The organism is Nonomuraea fuscirosea, from assembly GCF_003001935.1.
GTDB classification, from domain to species: Bacteria; Actinomycetota; Actinomycetes; order Streptosporangiales; family Streptosporangiaceae; genus Nonomuraea; species Nonomuraea fuscirosea.
The window spans coordinates 1-14664 of record NZ_PVNG01000012.1; the positions used below are offsets into that span (position 1 = coordinate 1).

The window sequence follows — 14664 nt, forward strand, 5'->3', positions numbered from 1 at the left end:
CCCCGGCCCCGCCCCCTGCCTCGCCCCCTGCCTCGCCCCCGGACCCGCCCCCGGCCCCGGACCCGCCCCCGCCACCGGACCCGCCCCCGCCACCGGCCCCGGCCCCGCGTCCCACTTCCGCCATGCCGCCGGTCTCGGGCACGCGTCCGGCTTCCGTCATGGACCCCACGTCCGTCGCGCGCCCCGCGTCGGCGTCGGCCGTTACTCCGACGCCGGCCCCCGCGACGGGCTCGGCTTCAGGGGCCGGGAAACGGGCGGTGGTGCGTCGATGGGTGGTCACGTCGCGTCCCCCTGGGTGGCGTGCGTGATCGCGGTCAGGCGTTCGGCCAGGCCGGCCGCCACCTCGTGGTCCAGCGCCTCGATCTTGACGGCCCCCGCCGACGACGCCGTCGTCACCGTGACGTCCGCCAGCCCGAACAGGCGCTGGATCGGCCCCCTCGCGGTGTCCACCCGCTGGATCCGCGACATCGGCGCCACCCGCCAGGTGTGCGTCAGCCAGCCCTTGCGCGTGTAGACCGCCTGGTCGGTGACCTCCCACCGCTCCACCCGGTACGCCGCCCGCGGCGCCCCCACGGCCAGGACCAGGCACCCGGCCGCGAACACCGCGACCACACAACCCAGCCAGACCGGCCGCTCCGACAGGAACCAGTACGCCGCCACGGCCGCCCCCGCCACCGGCGCCATGAGGATCAGCCACTGCACGGTCCACCAGGCCACCGCCCGGGGATCGGCCCGGTGCCGCGGCGGCCGCAACGCGGTCGCGCTCATCATCCCTCCTCCTCCGCCCGCTTCGCGGACGCGCTGACGGCGAGCAGCGCGAAGCCGAGCACGCCGAGCACGATGGAGGCGAACACCTCGTATCCCCGCAGCACGGGAAGGAGGTTGACCACGAGCAGGTCGTGCGCCCACCGCCACCAGCCCAGCAGCGAGTTGATCAGGCCGCCCGCCCCTTGGAGGAGCAGCAGCCAGCCGAATGCCGTCAATGCCGCTTGCATGCCGCAAGTCTCATCGCGCCGGAACCGCCTCCGCGTCCGCCGTAGGTCTGCGCGGACACCGACTTTGGTCGCTGTCGCCGCGCGCGGACAGGCCGTAACCTCGGTGAACGTGACGCGACCGCGGGAAGACGGCCTCCGCGCCCACGAATACCGGTGGGCGCTGCCGTCGGTGCTGCTCGGCGACGGCGGCGCGGGCGGGCGGGTGCGGCGCTCGACCCGCGACTGGATCGTCGACACCGCCATGTTCCTGTTCGCCTGCGGCCTGACGTTCCTGTCGATGGTGGAGCTCGACGCGCAGAACCAGCCGGTGCCGCTGATGGCGGTCGAGCAGGTGACGGGGGCGCTCTCGTGCGTGTCGGTGTGGCTGCGGCGCAGGTGGCCGGTCGGCCTCGCGGTGGTGCTCGCCGTGCTCTCGTCCTATCTGGAGCTGGTCGGCGGCGCCGCGGTGGTCGCGCTGTTCACGGTGGCGGTGCACCGGCCGTTCAAGGTGTCGGGGCCGGTCACCCTGCTCAACCTGCTCACCCTGGCCCCGTACGTCGTCCTGCGCCCGCAGACCGACATGGAGCGAGGGTGGGCGGCGGCGCTCGGCGTCGCGGTCGTGCTGACCGTCTTCGCGTGGGGCATCGTGGTCAGGGCTAGGCGTCAGCTCGTCTGGTCGCTCAGGCAGCGCGCCGACGGCGCCGCCGAGGAGGCCAAACGGCTCGAACGCGAGCGCATCGCCAGGGAGATGCACGACGTGCTGGCCCACCGCATCTCGATGCTCAGCCTGCACGCGGGGGCGCTGGAGTTCCGGCCCGACGCGCCCGCGGCCGAGATCGCCAGGGCGGCCGGGGCGATCAGGACCAACGCCCACCTGGCGCTGCAGGATCTGCGCGAGGTGATTGGCGTGCTGCGCCACTCCGCGCCCGACGGCGACGAGGTGGTGCCCGACCGGCCGCAGCCCACGCTCGCCGACCTGCCGGCGCTGGTCGAGGAGTGCCGTCATGCGGGCATGGACGTCCAGCTCGACCAGCGGGTCGCGGGCGCGCCGGAAGGGCTGGGCCGTAACCTCTACCGCATCGTCCAGGAGGCGCTCACCAACGCCCGCAAGCACGCGGGCGCGGTGCCGGTGCGCGTCGTCGTGGCGGGCGAGCGGGGCAAGGAGCTGTCCGTGGAGGTGAGCAACCCCCTGTGGGCGCGGCAGCCGGCGCGCATTCCCGGGCGCATCCCCGGCGCGGGGGCCGGGCTGATCGGGCTGACGGAGCGGGCCGAGCTCGCGGGCGGCCGGCTCGAGCACGGCGCGACGCCGCAGGGGGAGTTCGTGGTACGCGCCTGGCTGCCGTGGCCGGTGGAGACGACTCGGGAGGACGACACATGAGCACGCCCGCCGCGGAGCACACCGGCGCGCAGCCCGTCAGGGTGCTGATCGTGGACGACGACGCGATGGTGCGCGCGGGGCTGTCGATGATCCTCGGCGGCGTGGCCGACATCGAGATCGTCGCGGAGGCCGGCGACGGCTCCGAGGTGCCGCCCCTGGTGGCCGAGCACCGGCCCGACGTCGTGCTGATGGACATCCGCATGCCGGGCATCGACGGGCTCACCGCCACCGAGACGCTGCGCCGCAGGCCCGCGCCGCCCGAGGTGGTGGTGCTGACCACGTTCCACGCCGACGCCCAGGTGCTGCGGGCGCTGCGCGCGGGGGCGGCCGGGTTCCTGCTGAAGGACATCGCGCCCGGTGACCTGGTCCAGGCGATCAGGAAGGTGGCCTCGGGCGAGCCGATCCTGTCGCCGGCGGTGACCCGGCAGCTCATCACCCACGTCTCCGACGGCGGCGCGGACGAGCGCACCCACCGGTCGAGGAAGCTGCTCGACCGGCTGAGCGAGCGGGAGCGCGAGGTCGCCATGGCCGTCGGGCAGGGCAGGTCCAACGCCGAGATCGGGCGCGAGCTGTACATGAGCGTGCCCACGGTCAAGGCGCACGTCTCCCGGATCCTGACCAAGCTGGAGCTCAACAACCGGGTCCAGGTGGCGCTGCTCGTCTACGACGCGGGCTCGTAGCCGGCCAGCAGTTCCTCGATGGTGGCCCGGTGCAGCACCATGTCGTCGGGGTCGTCCGGCATGGTCTGCTCGCCGAAGCGGATCCTGCGCTGCCAGATCCTGGCCATGATGACGCCGTGCCGCAGGGCGGCGTACAACTCGTAGAAGTGCAGGTGGCGCGGCTCGTACCCGGTCAGGTCGCGGTAGGTGCGGCAGACGTCCTCCGCGCGCATGAAGCCGGGCATGCCGGGCAGGCCGCCGCCGGTGGTGAGGTCCTGGAAGAAGCGGTGTAAGAAGATCATCCAGGACAGGTCCAGCTCGCACGGCCCCACCGCGGCCATCTCCCAGTCGAACACCGCGACCGGGGTGAAGTCCTGGAACATCAGGTTGCCGATCCTGGCGTCGCCCCAGAGCAGCACGTCGGGCCCCGGATCGTCCGGCCAGAGCTGTTCCAGCCGGTCGAAGGCCCGCTCCAGCAGGGGAATGCGGTGCGCGCCGTGCGCCCACTCGTAGTAGGCGCGCTGCGCGTCGACGTGCGCGCGCAGCCCTGGAGCCCCGAACGGGGCCAGCTCGGCCGGGGTGAACGCGGTCCGGTGCAGCGCGGCCAGCACGGCCACGCTGCCGTCCTGCAGCCGGCGCTGGTCCTCGGGGGAGGCGTCGTACAACCAGCCGCCGAACGTGTACGGCATCACGTCCGCCGGGACCTCGCCCTCGGCCCGCTCCATGACGAAGAACGGCGTGCCGAGCGGCCCGGGATCCGGCTCGAACCAGAGCGTGCGCGGCGCTGGAATCCCAGCTTTTTCCCTGGCCAGGCGCATGATGGTGAACTGGGCCTCCAGGTCGTAGGAGGGAAAGACCGGAATGGCTTCCGGCGCTGGTGCGAGCCTGGCCACGCAGCGGGTGGCGCGCCCGTTCCAGGTGGCGGTGAAGAACAGGGTCTCGCTCGACATGCCGTTCTCCGACGGCCTGGACATCTCGGACACCGTGGCGCCGTCACCGACCTTGGCGCGCAGCCACGTGGTGGCGCGCCGGCGCAGTTCTTCCAGGTCACGGGTGGAGGTGCGCATCTGCTCCGTCACGACGGGCCTCCCGGATGGACATCTGTCCTTCGACAGTCGTATACCGCCTAGCAAGCGCTTGTCCATATACGGGTGGTCGTTACGGTCAGGTACGCAACAGCCGTACCCTTGTCTGAAAGGGCATGTCACGAAGGGACAAGTGGGATGAGTTCAGCGGGTGAAGGCCTGTCTCGCCCGCTTCCCGAGCAGGTGCGGCTCAACGTGGTCGATCTGGCCTCTCAGGTTCTCGGGACGATGCCCGCTGCCTCGGTGCCTCCGCCCCTGCGCGGCATCGCCAAGTTCGATCCCCGCAAACGGGCCAAGCTGGGCAGCGCGCCCATCGCGGCGCAGCTGGAGAACGACAAGAAGTTCCGTGAGCTGGTCGCCGAGTCCGTGGCCGCCGGCTGGCCCGAGCTGGTCGCCTCGCTGGCCGAGGGCAACGTGCCGCCCGCCGCCGATCCCGTGCTCGTGGCCGCGGCGGCCTATCTCACCCGGCCGCCCGGCTGGGAGGAGATGATCGAGACCGCCCGCGCCGACCTGGAGCGCTCCGCCGTCGCGGCCGAGGGCTCGGAGCGCGAGGAGGTGGTGGCCCGGCTGCGCGAGCAGCTGGCCACGCAGAAGAGCGCCGCCAAGGAGGAGGCCGACCGGCTGCGCGAGCAGATCAGGGCGGCCCGCGCGGAGAACTCCGACCTGCGCCGCAAGCTGCACGACGCCCGCGAGCGCGCGAAGGGCGCGGTGCGCCGCGCCGAGGAGATGGAGCAGGCCGCCGAGGAGGCCAGGCACGCCGCCACCGCCGCGGGCAGCGCGGGCGAGTCCGAGCTGCGCCGGCTGCGCGAGCGGCTGGCCGACGTGGAGAAGCAGCTCGAAGCCTCACGCCGGGCCGCCCGCGAGGGCAGGAGCATCGAGGACGCCCGCGTACGGGTGCTGCTCGACGCGCTGCAGGACGCCTCGGCCGGGCTGCGCCGCGAGCTGGCCCTGCCCACCACGATCAGCCGGCCGGCCGACTCGGTCGCCGCGGTCACCGGCGAGCGCCCCGGCGTGCGCGGCGTCCCCGCGCGGGCCCTGGCCGACGACGACCCGCAGCTGCTCGACCAGCTGCTCGCCCTGCCCCAGGTGCACCTGATCATCGACGGCTACAACGTCACCAAGACCGGCTACGGCACCCTCACCCTGGCCGACCAGCGCAACCGGCTCATGACCGGGCTCGGCGGGCTGGTGGCGCAGACCAGGGTCGAGGTGACCGTGGTGTTCGACGGGGCGGAGCTCAACGCCCCCGTGCAGGTGACGGCCCCCCGCGGGGTGCGGGTGCTGTTCAGCGCGCCGGGGGAGATCGCCGACGACCTCATCCGCCAGCTCGTCCGCGCCGAACCGCCGGGCCGGGCCATGGCCGTGGTGTCGTCGGACCGCGAGGTCGCCGAGTCCGTCAGGCGGATGGGCGCCAGACCCGTTCCGTCAGGTTTGCTGCTGCGCAGGCTCGGTCGCGCCTAAGTTACGAAATGGCGGATTTGATGAACCACACCCGCCACTTCTGTACTATTTCGCCCCAGGTATAATCCCTGGGAGGCGACACAGTGAGGTTTGGCCGGGTGCCGGTGGCCACGGGTCTCGCGTTCGGGCTGATGCTGATCCCCATGGGGGCGGCCACAGCTGACCCCAAGCCCACGCTCGCGCAGGCGAAGGCCAAGCTCGACAAGCTCAACGACAAGGCCGACAAGGTCGTCGACCGTTACAACACGGCGACCGAGCGCTACAAGAAGGCCCGGTCCACGTACGGCGAGCTGAACACGAGCTACAAGCGCAAACTGGCGACGGTCGCGGACCTGCGGGCGGAGGTCGTCGGCATGGCGGTCTCCAGCTACCAGGCCGGCAACGACGTCACCTCATGGCCCGGTATCTTCGGCTCGCCCGACCCGCAGGACATGCTCGCCGGGCTGGCCCTGGCCGGGCAGGTCTCGCAGGAGAAGGCCGAGAAGCTGGCGGCCTTCGACCGGGAGAACCGGGGCCTGAAGGTCGAGCGCGGCAAGGCGCAGAAGGCGCTGCAGGACGCCGACAAGGAACGCGACGCGGTCGAGAAGGAACGCTCGGAGATCCTGAAGCTGATCAAGGATCAGAAGAAACTGCTGGAGAAGCTGGGCGCCTACAACCCGGGTAACCCCAACAGCGTGGGCCTCAAGTACACCGGCCCCGCCTCGGGCAGCGCGGCGGCGGCGCTGCGGTTCGCGTTCGCGCAGGTGGGCAAGCCCTACCGGTTCGGCGGCACGGGCCCGGGCGCGTACGACTGCTCGGGGCTGACCCAGGCGGCCTGGCGGGCGGCCGGGGTATCGCTGCCCCGGACGACGTGGCAGCAGTGGTCGTGGGGCGCCAGCCGCAAGGTGGACATCAAGTCGCTGCAGCCCGGTGACCTCATCTTCAGCGCGGGGCTGGGGCACGTCAGCATGTACGCGGGCAACGGGCAGATCGTGCACGCGCCGCAGACGGGCGACGTCGTCAAGGTGGTCAAGCTCTCGGCGTACGGCAGCACCCTGGTGGGGGCCGTCCGCCCGTAACGCTGGTTTCCGGTCCCGCCGTCTCGCCGTTCGCGGCTTCCGGCGGGACCTCTTTTCTGCCTGCTGCTACTATGGATCATCGTTTCAACGACGGCTTCGGGCAGTGAAGGTCTTTCTTGATCTGCTGCGATGCCTACGGTGTCTGCCGTACATATGCGGATATTTCCCGTGACTCTCCCGTAAGGCGGTCACATGCCTCGGGAGCGCTCCCAGGTGGAGAACGCATGATTTAGGCGTGAAATCTGTGACATAAGCGACAATTGGGACCTGACAATCTTGGGTCCACGCAAGTGTGAGCAGGGTCACATTTTCATAACAGAACCTGGTGTTCCAGCAGGGGTTTCGAATCTGACAAAGTCCTCTGTCTGATCTTTACAGCCAGGCTCACGCTTTGCCGATCCTTGAACTTTGCGCGTAGCTTCTGGCGTCGTCGCGGTGCACAAGCCATGGCGCCGCGAACCCGCATCGGTCCCCTCCCGATGTGAGACAGATAGAGATCCGCCGGTCGTCCCCCGATATCCCCATGTTCATCGGGGCTTCGACCTGCCGAATCCGTGCAGCCAGGAGGCACGGAGCCGGGGACCCAGCGATCCCACGTTTCCCCAGGGATCAGGGGTGAATCGGCGCGCGTATCGCGCCGTAGGGCGACTTCCAGGCCCGAATCCGTCAGCTAACCCGGTAGGCGTTCGTGGAAGACACAAGGAGAAATCCTGTCCAGCTCCCTGCAGAACCCCCGTCTGTCCCGCCTTGCCCTGAGTGGCGTAGCGCTCACCATGACCGTGACGGCCGGAGGTGCCATCCTCCATGCCCCAACGGCTCAGGCGGAGACGACGAGCGAATCGACCGTCACGACGGTGAAAGCGGAAACCACCGCTAAGACCTCGAAGAAGGTCACGGCCGCCCAGCGAAGGGCAGCCAAGGTCGCTCGGCAGCAAGCGAAGGCCCGCAAGGCCGTCGCCGTGGCCAAGAACCAGATCGGTGACCCGTATCGGTACGGAGCCACAGGTCCTGGTTCGTTTGACTGCTCCGGTCTCGTCCAGTTCGCCTGGAAACGAGCCGGGGTGAAGCTCCCGCGGGTGGCGAGCAGCCAGTTCGCCCGCATCAGGAACAAGATCTCCTGGCGGCACCTGAAGCCCGGTGATCTCATGTTCTTCAACGGGCTCGGTCACGTCGGCATGTACGTCGGCAAGGGCAAGATGATCCACTCGCCTCGGACAGGCGAACGGGTGCGCATCGACAAGCTGGGCGGTTGGCGCAGGTCGTCATTCGTCGGCGCGGTCCGTCCCGGCATGTGAAGAAGCCCCGCCCGGATCCACGGAGACTTTCCCGGACCCGGACGGGGCTCTCGCACGTCCAGACCATCCCCATGGAGCTCCACACCCGCCCGGAGCCAGCCCACGGAGCTCCACACCTGCCCGGAGCCACTCCACAGGGCTCCCCACCCGTCCGGAGCCACCCCGCCGGGCTCCCCGCCCGTCCGGGGTCACCCCACGGCACGCCGGCACCCGGAACGCCGGTGCGGCTCGGCCGGGATGAAGCCCGTGCCGGTCCGGCTACGATCGGGCTTCGTGTCCGAGCAGGTGAGCCGACGAGCCGTGGTGGCCGGCCTGCTGCTCCTCGCCTCCGGCGGCGCGCCGCTCCCCGACTCCCCGATCCTTCCCCCGGGGGCCCGCGACCTCTGGCCGGGCGGCGACACGGTGATCCGCCGCGGACGGCACTCCACGATCGTGGGCCACGGCAGGGGTGACGACGGCCGCGACGGCCGCGATGGCGGCGGGCTGGAGGAGATGGCGGCTCGGGCCGACAGGGCCGGGCTCAGGGTGGGCCGGGTGCTCGGCAGGCCCGTGCGCCCGCTGGTGATCGTGCCGGAATCCGCCCAGGAGGCCGCCCGGCTGGCGCGCGTGGCCCGGGCCGACGGGCTGGCCGCGCTGGCCGACGGCGGGCGCGTGATCGTCGTTCCCGAGCTCTTCGCCACCCTCACCCCCACGGGTAAGGACGTGGTGCTCGCCCACGAGCTCACCCACGTCGTGGCGGGCACGGACGGCCTCCCCGTCTGGCTGTACGAAGGGTTCGCCGACTACGTGGGCTACCGCGACGCCGGGCTGCCCGTGATGACCGTCGCCGCAGAACTCGCCGCCGAGGTGCGGGCCGGACGCCTGCCGGACGCGCTGCCCGGCCCCGCTGACTTCGCGATGGACGATCGGGACCCGGCGCGGCCGGCGCGGGCGTACCAGGAGGCGTGGCTGGCGTGTCGCTTCCTCGCCGGCCGGTTGGGTGAGGAGACCCTGGTGAGGCTCTACCGTGCGGCCAGGGCCTCCGGCGCCGACCGGGCGCTCGCCGCACGTGGACTCACGACCGCCACGCTGACGGCAGCGTGGCGCGCGTACGTGCGGGATCAGCTCGCGTGAAGGGCAGGCAGATGAGCGAACGGCAGGACGCGGAGGACTCACCGGGACAGGACGAGGCCCCGGACGGCGCCACGACGGCGGTGACCGCCCCGGAACTCGCCCCTGGGCCTGCCGCCGCGGGGGAGAGGCGTGGCGGGCCGGAGGGAGGGGAGGAGGGGGCTGTGGGGAAGCAGGAGCCCGGCAGCGGCCTCAGGCGGCCGGCGGCGATCACGCTCGTGCTGCTCGGCCTCGCCGTCCTGGCCGTGGCCGCGTTCAGCACGCCCTGGCAGGCGCTGACCGGCGGCCCGCCGGACCCGTCCCGCGACTTCACCGCCGCCCAGATCGCGAAGGCGCGAGCCTTCGACGCCGCCACGAGCCTGCCCGCCTACCTCTCGCTCGCCCTCACGGTGATCGTCGCCGGGCTGCTCGTCGCCACCCCGTTCGGCGCGAAGGTGACCGGCCGGCTCAGGGGCCCGTGGTGGTTGCGGGTGATCCTCGGCGTCCTGCTGATCACCGCGATCACCGAGCTGATCAGGTGGCCGCTGGGCGTCTGGTACGAGACGATCCTGCGCGACTACGGACTGTCGGTCCAGGACTGGTCCGGCTGGGCGGGGGACCGGCTGAAGAGCATGGGCGTGCAGGCGTTCCTGCTCTGCGTCATGCTGCTGGCCCTGATGGCGCTGGCCCGCAAGGTCAGGCGCTGGTGGATCCCGGCGGCGGCGGGCGCGTTCGCGCTGACGGTGGCGGCGTCGTTCGTGTATCCGGTGGTGTTCGAGCCGATCTTCAACGACTTCACCCCCATGCGGCAGGGCCCGCTCCGTACCGAGCTGCTGGAGCTGGCCCGGCGTGACGGCGTGCCGGTCGAGGACGTGCTGGTGGCCGACGCCTCGCGCAGGACGACGGCGCTCAACGCGTACGTGTCCGGCTTCGGCGCCACCCGGCGCATCGTCGTCTACGACACGCTGCTGCGGGCCCCCGAGCGGGAGGTCGCGCTGGTCGTGGCGCACGAGCTCGGCCACGCCGAGCACGACGACGTGCTGCACGGCACGCTCCTCGGCGCCCTCGGGTCGGCGCTGGGCGTGATCGCGCTGTTCCTGATCTTCGGCCCGGTACGGCGGCGCACCGGCGTCACCTCGATCACCGACCCCCGCGCGACCGGCGCGCTCATGGGCCTGATCACCCTCGGCTCGCTGCTCCTCGGCCCCGCCCAGAACCTGATCAGCCGGCACGTCGAGGCCAGGGCCGACGCCCACGCGCTCGACCTCACCCGGGACCCGGCCACGTTCGTGGCCATGCAGCAACGCCTCGCATTGACCAATATTTCCGACTTGTCGCCGGATGCGGTGGAATATGTGCTCTATGCCTCCCATCCCTCCGCCCCCGAGCGCATCGCGCTGGCCCGCGCCTGGGCCGAGCTGAACGGCGTCCCGCGACCGTGACCCACCCCGCGAGCGGCCGGCCGAGCAGCGTGCTCTTCGTCACCAACGACTTCCCGCCCAGGCCGGGCGGCATCCAGTCGTTCGTGCACGGGCTCGCGCTGCGCACACCGGACGCGGTGGTCTACGCCCCCGCCTGGCCGGGCTGCGCGGAGTTCGACCGGCGCCAGCCGTACCGGGTCGTCCGGCACCCGACGCGGCTGATGCTGCCCACCCCGGCCGTCGCCCGGACGGCGGCCCGTCTCGTGGCCGAGCACGGCGCGCGGACCGTCGTGTTCGGGGCGGCGGCCCCGCTCGGGCTGCTCGCCCCCCGCCTGCGCGGCGCCGGCGCGCGGCGGACGGTGATGCTCACCCACGGCCACGAGGCGTCCTGGGCGAGCGCGCCGGGCTTCCGCTCGGTGCTGCGCAGGATCGGCGCGCACGCCGACGTGGTGACCTACCTCGGCGACTACACCCGCGAACGGCTGACCGCCGCCATCCCGGAGGCCAAGCTGGTCCGCCTCGCGCCCGGCGTGGACGTCGAGCAGTTCCACCCCGGCGCGGCCCCGCCGGGATTCCGGGCCGCGCTCGGCCTGGCGGGCCGGCCCGTGGTCGTGTGCGTCTCGCGCCTGGTGCCGCGCAAGGGCCAGGACCAGCTCATCAGAGCCTGGCCCCAGGTGCTGCGCGCGGTGCCCGACGCGGTGCTGCTGCTGGTGGGCGGCGGCCCCTACCGGCGGACGCTGGAGCGCCTGGCGGCCGGGCGGGAGTCGATCAGGTTCACCGGCACGGTTCCGGCGGCGAGCCTGCCCGGCTACTACGCGGTGGCGGACGTGTTCGCGATGCCGTGCCGTACCCGGCTGAAAGGGGTGGACGTGGAAGGGCTCGGGATCGTGTTCCTGGAGGCGTCCGCGACCGGGCTGCCGGTGGTGGCGGGCGCGTCCGGCGGCGCGCCGGACGCGGTGCGGCCCGGCGACACCGGGCTCGTGGTCGACGGCGAGGACCCGGGCGTGGTGGCCCAGGCCGTCGTGGAGCTGCTGAGCGACCCCGACAAGGCGCGCAAGCTGGGCCGGGGCGGCCGCGACTGGATCGTCCGCGAGTGGGCGTGGGACCAGGTGGCCGCCCGCTTCCACGCCCTGCTCTAGTTCCGGCTCTCAGCCTTTGGTCGAGCCCAGCGTCAGCCCGGCGACGAACTGCTTGTGCAGCAACTGGAAGACGATCAGCGTCGGCAGCGCCACCAGCATCGACCCGGCCGCCAGCAGGTTGTAGTCGGTGAAGAACTGGCCGCGCAGGTTGTTCAGCGCCGAGGTGACGGGCAGCTTGTCGCCCGACGACATCAGCACCAGCGCCCACAGGAAGTCGTTGTACATCCAGGTGAACTGCAGCGTCGACAGCGCCGCCAGCACCGGCCGGCACAGCGGCAGCGTCAGCCGCCAGTACCGCTTCCACACCCCCGCCCCGTCCACCAGCGCCGCCTCGGTGATCTCCTCGGGGATCGTGCGCATGAAGTTCGCCATCACGAACACGCAGAAGCCGAACTGGAAGGCCACATGGATGAGGATCAACCCCAGGTAGGAGTCATAGAGCGACTGCGAGTCCGACAGCCACTCGGGCAGCGGGACGAGCGTGTAGAACGTGTACAGCGGGGTGATGAGCACCTGCGGCGGCAGCAGGTTGCCCGCGGTGAACACGATCAGCAGGACCTTGCGCCCGGGAACGCGCAGCCGGGCGATCGCGAACGCCGTGAACGAGGCCAGGAAGAGCGTCACCACCACGCCGGGCACCACGATGATCAGCGTGTTCAGGTAGTAGCGCGGCAGTTCGGCCTGTGTCCACGCCTGTACGTAGTAGTCGAGCGTGAGATGTTCCGGCATCGACACGTAGCCGAGCCGGGCGGTCTCCTCGTACGGCCGTACCGAGGCGTACACCGCGAGCGCCAGCGGCAGCAGCCACCCCAGCGCCACCAGCCCCAGGAAGACGTGCAGCAGGACCCGCAGCGGCCGGACCGGGCGCCGCGGCGCGGCGGGCCGCTCCTGGGCGGGGGGAGCGGCGGCGGGGGCGGTGAGCGTCATCGTTCCTCCCTGAACAGCTGCGACAGGTACGTGACGATGAACCCGATCGAGATCACCAGCAGGATCACCGCGATCGCCGAGCCGAACCCGATCCTGCTGGCCTCGCCCACGATGTTCTCCGTGACCAGCACCGACAGCAGCTCCAGCCCGTTCCTGCCCTTGTTGATGGCGTAGACGACGTCGAACGCCCGCAGCGCCTCGATCACCGTGATGACCAGCACGATCACGTTCACCGGCCGCAGCGTCGGGAACACCACCCGGAAGAACGCCTGCCGCTCATCGGCCCCGTCGATCGCCGCCGCCTCCTTCAGCGCCGGATCGACCGCCTTCAGCCCCGCCAGATAGATGATCATGACGTAGCCGACGTGCCGCCAGGCCGCCGCCACCATGACCACCCAGATGTTGATGGAGCTGTCGCCCAGCCAGTCCACGCTCAGCCCGCTCACCGCGTTCAGCACGCCGTAGTCGGAGGAGTAGACGAGCTGCGCGATGAAGCCGACCACGGCCAGCGACAGCACCACCGGCATGTACAGGGCGCTCTGGTAGAACCGCGACAACCGCAGCCGCCGATCCAGCAGCACCGCGCAGAACAGCCCGAACGGCGTCGCGACCAGCCCCAGGAAGCCCAGCCACAGCACGTTGTTGCGGACCGCCGACCAGAACGGCGGATACTCGGCCGCCAGGTCGTGGTAGTTGCGGCCGCCGATCCACTCGATCGGTCCGATGCCGTTCCAGCCGGTGCCGGAGAGCCCGACGGAGGCCAGCGTGGGCCCCCAGATGAGGCCCACGTTGACGACGATGGCCACCCCCAGCCCGATGACCAGGATGGTCACGTCGCGGGCGGAGTAGCGACGGGTCTTGACGGCCATCAGCGGAAGATGTTCGCCTTCTGCTGCTCGATGCTCTTCAGCAGGGAGTCGATCTCGTCCGGCTCGCCGACGAACGACTGCAGCGACGGGATCATCACCGTGGAGGCGAAGTCGGGCCGCGTGTCGCGGTCGAGGAACTGCGCGATGTGGGTGGCCTTCGACACCAGCTCCGCGCCGCGCTTCTGCAGGGCGCTGTAGCCGGAGGTGTCGGCCTGGGAGCTGGCGGCCAGCGTGCCGGGGTCCAGCCCGGTGGCGATGTTCTGCGAGGCGGGCTGGGCGAAGTGCTTCAGCAGCGCCTTGGCGCCCTCGACGTTCTTGGCCTTGGCCGAGATCATGTAGCCGTCGATGGGGGCGTCGATCGAGTCGGTCCCGTACGCCGGGTTGATCTCGGGGAAGGTGAAGAAGTCGAGGTCGTCGCGGTCGGCCTCGGGGAACTGCTGCGCGACGAACATCCCGAGCAGGTACATCCCGGTCTTCTTCTGCGCCAGCGACTGCCCGGCCTCCTGCCAGGTGCGGCCCAGCGCGGCCGGCTGGTGGAACTCCATCAGCCCCCGCCAGGTGTCGAACACCTGCTTGACCCGCGGGTCCGTCCACGACTCCTTGCCGGCCATGAGCGAGACGTGGAAGTCGTAGCCGTTCGTGCGCATGTTGAGGATGTCGAACGTGCCCATCGCCGGCCAGCCGTCCTTGTCGGCGAACGCGATCGGGATGAGCCCGTCGGTCTTCATCTTCCTGGCCAGCGCGGTGAACTCGTCGAGCGTGGCGGGCGGCGTGTACCCCTTCTCCCGCCACACGCTCTTGCGGTAGAAGACCGCCCACGGATAGTACGTGAACGGGATGAAGTACTGCTTGCCGTCGACCCCGGTCGACTGGTCCTTGAACGCCTGCGTGTAGCCGCCGCCGATCTCCTGCCACACGTCCGAGATGTCGGTGGCCAGCCCCTGCTCGGCGAAGAACTGCATGCGGTAGCCCGCGAACCAGGTGAAGACGTCCTCCGGCGTGCCGCGCAGGTAGCGGTTGATGTTCTCCTGGAAGGTGTTGTGGTCGACCGTGTTGATCCTGGTCGTGGCCTGCGTGAAGCCCTTGACCACGGTGTCGAGGCTCTTCTTCGGGATCTCGTCGGAGGCGTTCGAGCCGATCGTGACCGTACCCAGATCGCCGCCCGGCCGCCCGGGGGCGGGGGCCGGGGCCTCCGAGCCGCACCCGGCGAGTATGGCGGGCACGCCGAACGTGGCGGCGGCCCCGAGCAGGAGATGACGGCGGGTGATCGGCGAGCGTTGGGCCATGGTGGTTCCTCCTTGCCGGACCC

Annotated in this window: 15 protein-coding genes and 1 riboswitch; of the genes, 8 read left to right on the top strand and 7 right to left on the bottom strand. The window is 71.2% G+C overall.

Features of this window, described 5'->3' with window-relative positions; translation table 11 throughout:
- The 3 genes from B0I32_RS58980 to B0I32_RS26525 all read right to left on the bottom strand — a co-directional run.
- A partial coding sequence (locus B0I32_RS58980; protein ID WP_425438113.1) for a hypothetical protein occupies positions 1-280 on the bottom strand: 280 nt, incomplete at its 3' end.
- Positions 277-768: a PH domain-containing protein gene (locus B0I32_RS26520; protein ID WP_106244407.1), complete on the bottom strand. Its 492-nt coding sequence runs from the start codon at positions 766-768 to the stop codon at positions 277-279. The genes B0I32_RS26520 and B0I32_RS58980, both read right to left, overlap by 4 nt.
- Positions 768-995, bottom strand: coding sequence for a hypothetical protein (locus B0I32_RS26525; RefSeq protein WP_106244408.1), 228 nt, complete (start codon positions 993-995; stop codon positions 768-770). The genes B0I32_RS26520 and B0I32_RS26525 overlap by 1 nt, the downstream gene beginning before the upstream one ends.
- A gap of 109 nt (positions 996-1104) precedes the next feature.
- Between B0I32_RS26525 and B0I32_RS26530 the strand changes: the two genes are divergently transcribed.
- Complete coding sequence (locus tag B0I32_RS26530) at positions 1105-2352, top strand: sensor histidine kinase (RefSeq protein WP_245956040.1); 1248 nt, start codon at positions 1105-1107, stop codon at positions 2350-2352.
- A complete protein-coding gene (locus tag B0I32_RS26535; RefSeq protein ID WP_106244412.1) occupies positions 2349-3032 on the top strand; it encodes a response regulator in 684 nt (227 codons plus the stop codon). Before B0I32_RS26530 ends, B0I32_RS26535 begins: the two co-directional genes overlap by 4 nt.
- Here B0I32_RS26535 and B0I32_RS26540 read toward each other — a convergent pair.
- Complete coding sequence (locus B0I32_RS26540) at positions 3014-4090, bottom strand: phosphotransferase family protein (RefSeq protein ID WP_106244413.1); 1077 nt, start codon at positions 4088-4090, stop codon at positions 3014-3016. The genes B0I32_RS26535 and B0I32_RS26540 overlap by 19 nt on opposite strands.
- A gap of 144 nt (positions 4091-4234) precedes the next feature.
- Here B0I32_RS26540 and B0I32_RS26545 point away from each other — a divergent pair, with 144 nt between their 5' ends.
- The 6 genes from B0I32_RS26545 (at position 4235) to B0I32_RS26570 (ending at position 11559) form a co-directional block, all read left to right on the top strand.
- Complete coding sequence (locus B0I32_RS26545; RefSeq protein WP_106244415.1) at positions 4235-5557, top strand: NYN domain-containing protein; 1323 nt, start codon at positions 4235-4237, stop codon at positions 5555-5557.
- Positions 5558-5640: 83 nt separating this feature from the next.
- Positions 5641-6615 carry a C40 family peptidase gene (locus B0I32_RS26550; RefSeq protein ID WP_245956041.1) on the top strand — a complete coding sequence of 325 codons (975 nt, stop codon included), beginning with the start codon at positions 5641-5643 and terminating at the stop codon, positions 6613-6615.
- A 534-nt stretch (positions 6616-7149) separates the two neighbouring features.
- A riboswitch (cyclic di-AMP (ydaO/yuaA leader) is annotated at positions 7150-7315 on the top strand.
- A 73-nt stretch (positions 7316-7388) separates the two neighbouring features.
- Positions 7389-7910, top strand: a complete 522-nt coding sequence (locus B0I32_RS26555; RefSeq protein WP_106244419.1) for a C40 family peptidase — start codon at positions 7389-7391, stop codon at positions 7908-7910.
- A 273-nt stretch (positions 7911-8183) separates the two neighbouring features.
- Complete coding sequence (locus tag B0I32_RS26560; RefSeq protein WP_146178331.1) at positions 8184-9023, top strand: gluzincin family metallopeptidase; 840 nt, start codon at positions 8184-8186, stop codon at positions 9021-9023.
- 11 nt (positions 9024-9034) lie between these two features.
- Positions 9035-10441 carry a M48 family metallopeptidase gene (locus B0I32_RS26565; protein ID WP_106244863.1) on the top strand — a complete coding sequence of 469 codons (1407 nt, stop codon included), beginning with the start codon at positions 9035-9037 and terminating at the stop codon, positions 10439-10441.
- The gene (locus tag B0I32_RS26570) at positions 10438-11559 is read left to right on the top strand and encodes a glycosyltransferase family 4 protein (protein WP_106244422.1); all 1122 of its coding nucleotides are present in this window, start codon (positions 10438-10440) and stop codon (positions 11557-11559) included. The genes B0I32_RS26565 and B0I32_RS26570 overlap by 4 nt, the downstream gene beginning before the upstream one ends.
- Before the next feature lie 9 nt (positions 11560-11568).
- On the opposite strand, the gene B0I32_RS26575 is transcribed toward B0I32_RS26570, so the two are convergent.
- The 3 genes from B0I32_RS26575 to B0I32_RS26585 are packed head-to-tail and all read right to left on the bottom strand — an operon-like array spanning position 11569 to position 14641.
- The gene (locus B0I32_RS26575; RefSeq protein ID WP_106244423.1) at positions 11569-12486 is read right to left on the bottom strand and encodes a carbohydrate ABC transporter permease; all 918 of its coding nucleotides are present in this window, start codon (positions 12484-12486) and stop codon (positions 11569-11571) included.
- Entirely contained in the window at positions 12483-13355 is an 873-nt protein-coding gene (locus B0I32_RS26580; RefSeq protein ID WP_106244425.1) for a carbohydrate ABC transporter permease, read from the bottom strand. The genes B0I32_RS26575 and B0I32_RS26580 overlap by 4 nt, the downstream gene beginning before the upstream one ends.
- Entirely contained in the window at positions 13355-14641 is a 1287-nt protein-coding gene (locus B0I32_RS26585) for an ABC transporter substrate-binding protein (protein WP_106244426.1), read from the bottom strand. Before B0I32_RS26585 ends, B0I32_RS26580 begins: the two co-directional genes overlap by 1 nt.
- Between the last annotated feature and the right edge of the window lie 23 nt (positions 14642-14664).

Bases quoted from the DNA above. Each gene is read 5' to 3' on its own strand.
- B0I32_RS26520 (WP_106244407.1), bottom strand. From the start codon at position 768: ATGAGCGCGACCGCGTTGCGGCCGCCGCGGCACCGGGCCGATCCCCGG.
- B0I32_RS26525 (WP_106244408.1), bottom strand. From the start codon at position 995: ATGCAAGCGGCATTGACGGCATTCGGCTGGCTGCTGCTCCTCCAAGGG.
- B0I32_RS26535 (WP_106244412.1), top strand. From the start codon at position 2,349: ATGAGCACGCCCGCCGCGGAGCACACCGGCGCGCAGCCCGTCAGGGTG.
- B0I32_RS26545 (WP_106244415.1), top strand. From the start codon at position 4,235: ATGAGTTCAGCGGGTGAAGGCCTGTCTCGCCCGCTTCCCGAGCAGGTG.
- B0I32_RS26555 (WP_106244419.1), top strand. From the start codon at position 7,389: ATGACCGTGACGGCCGGAGGTGCCATCCTCCATGCCCCAACGGCTCAG.
- B0I32_RS26565 (WP_106244863.1), top strand. From the start codon at position 9,035: ATGAGCGAACGGCAGGACGCGGAGGACTCACCGGGACAGGACGAGGCC.
- B0I32_RS26575 (WP_106244423.1), bottom strand. From the start codon at position 12,486: ATGACGCTCACCGCCCCCGCCGCCGCTCCCCCCGCCCAGGAGCGGCCC.
- B0I32_RS26580 (WP_106244425.1), bottom strand. From the start codon at position 13,355: ATGGCCGTCAAGACCCGTCGCTACTCCGCCCGCGACGTGACCATCCTG.
- B0I32_RS26585 (WP_106244426.1), bottom strand. From the start codon at position 14,641: ATGGCCCAACGCTCGCCGATCACCCGCCGTCATCTCCTGCTCGGGGCC.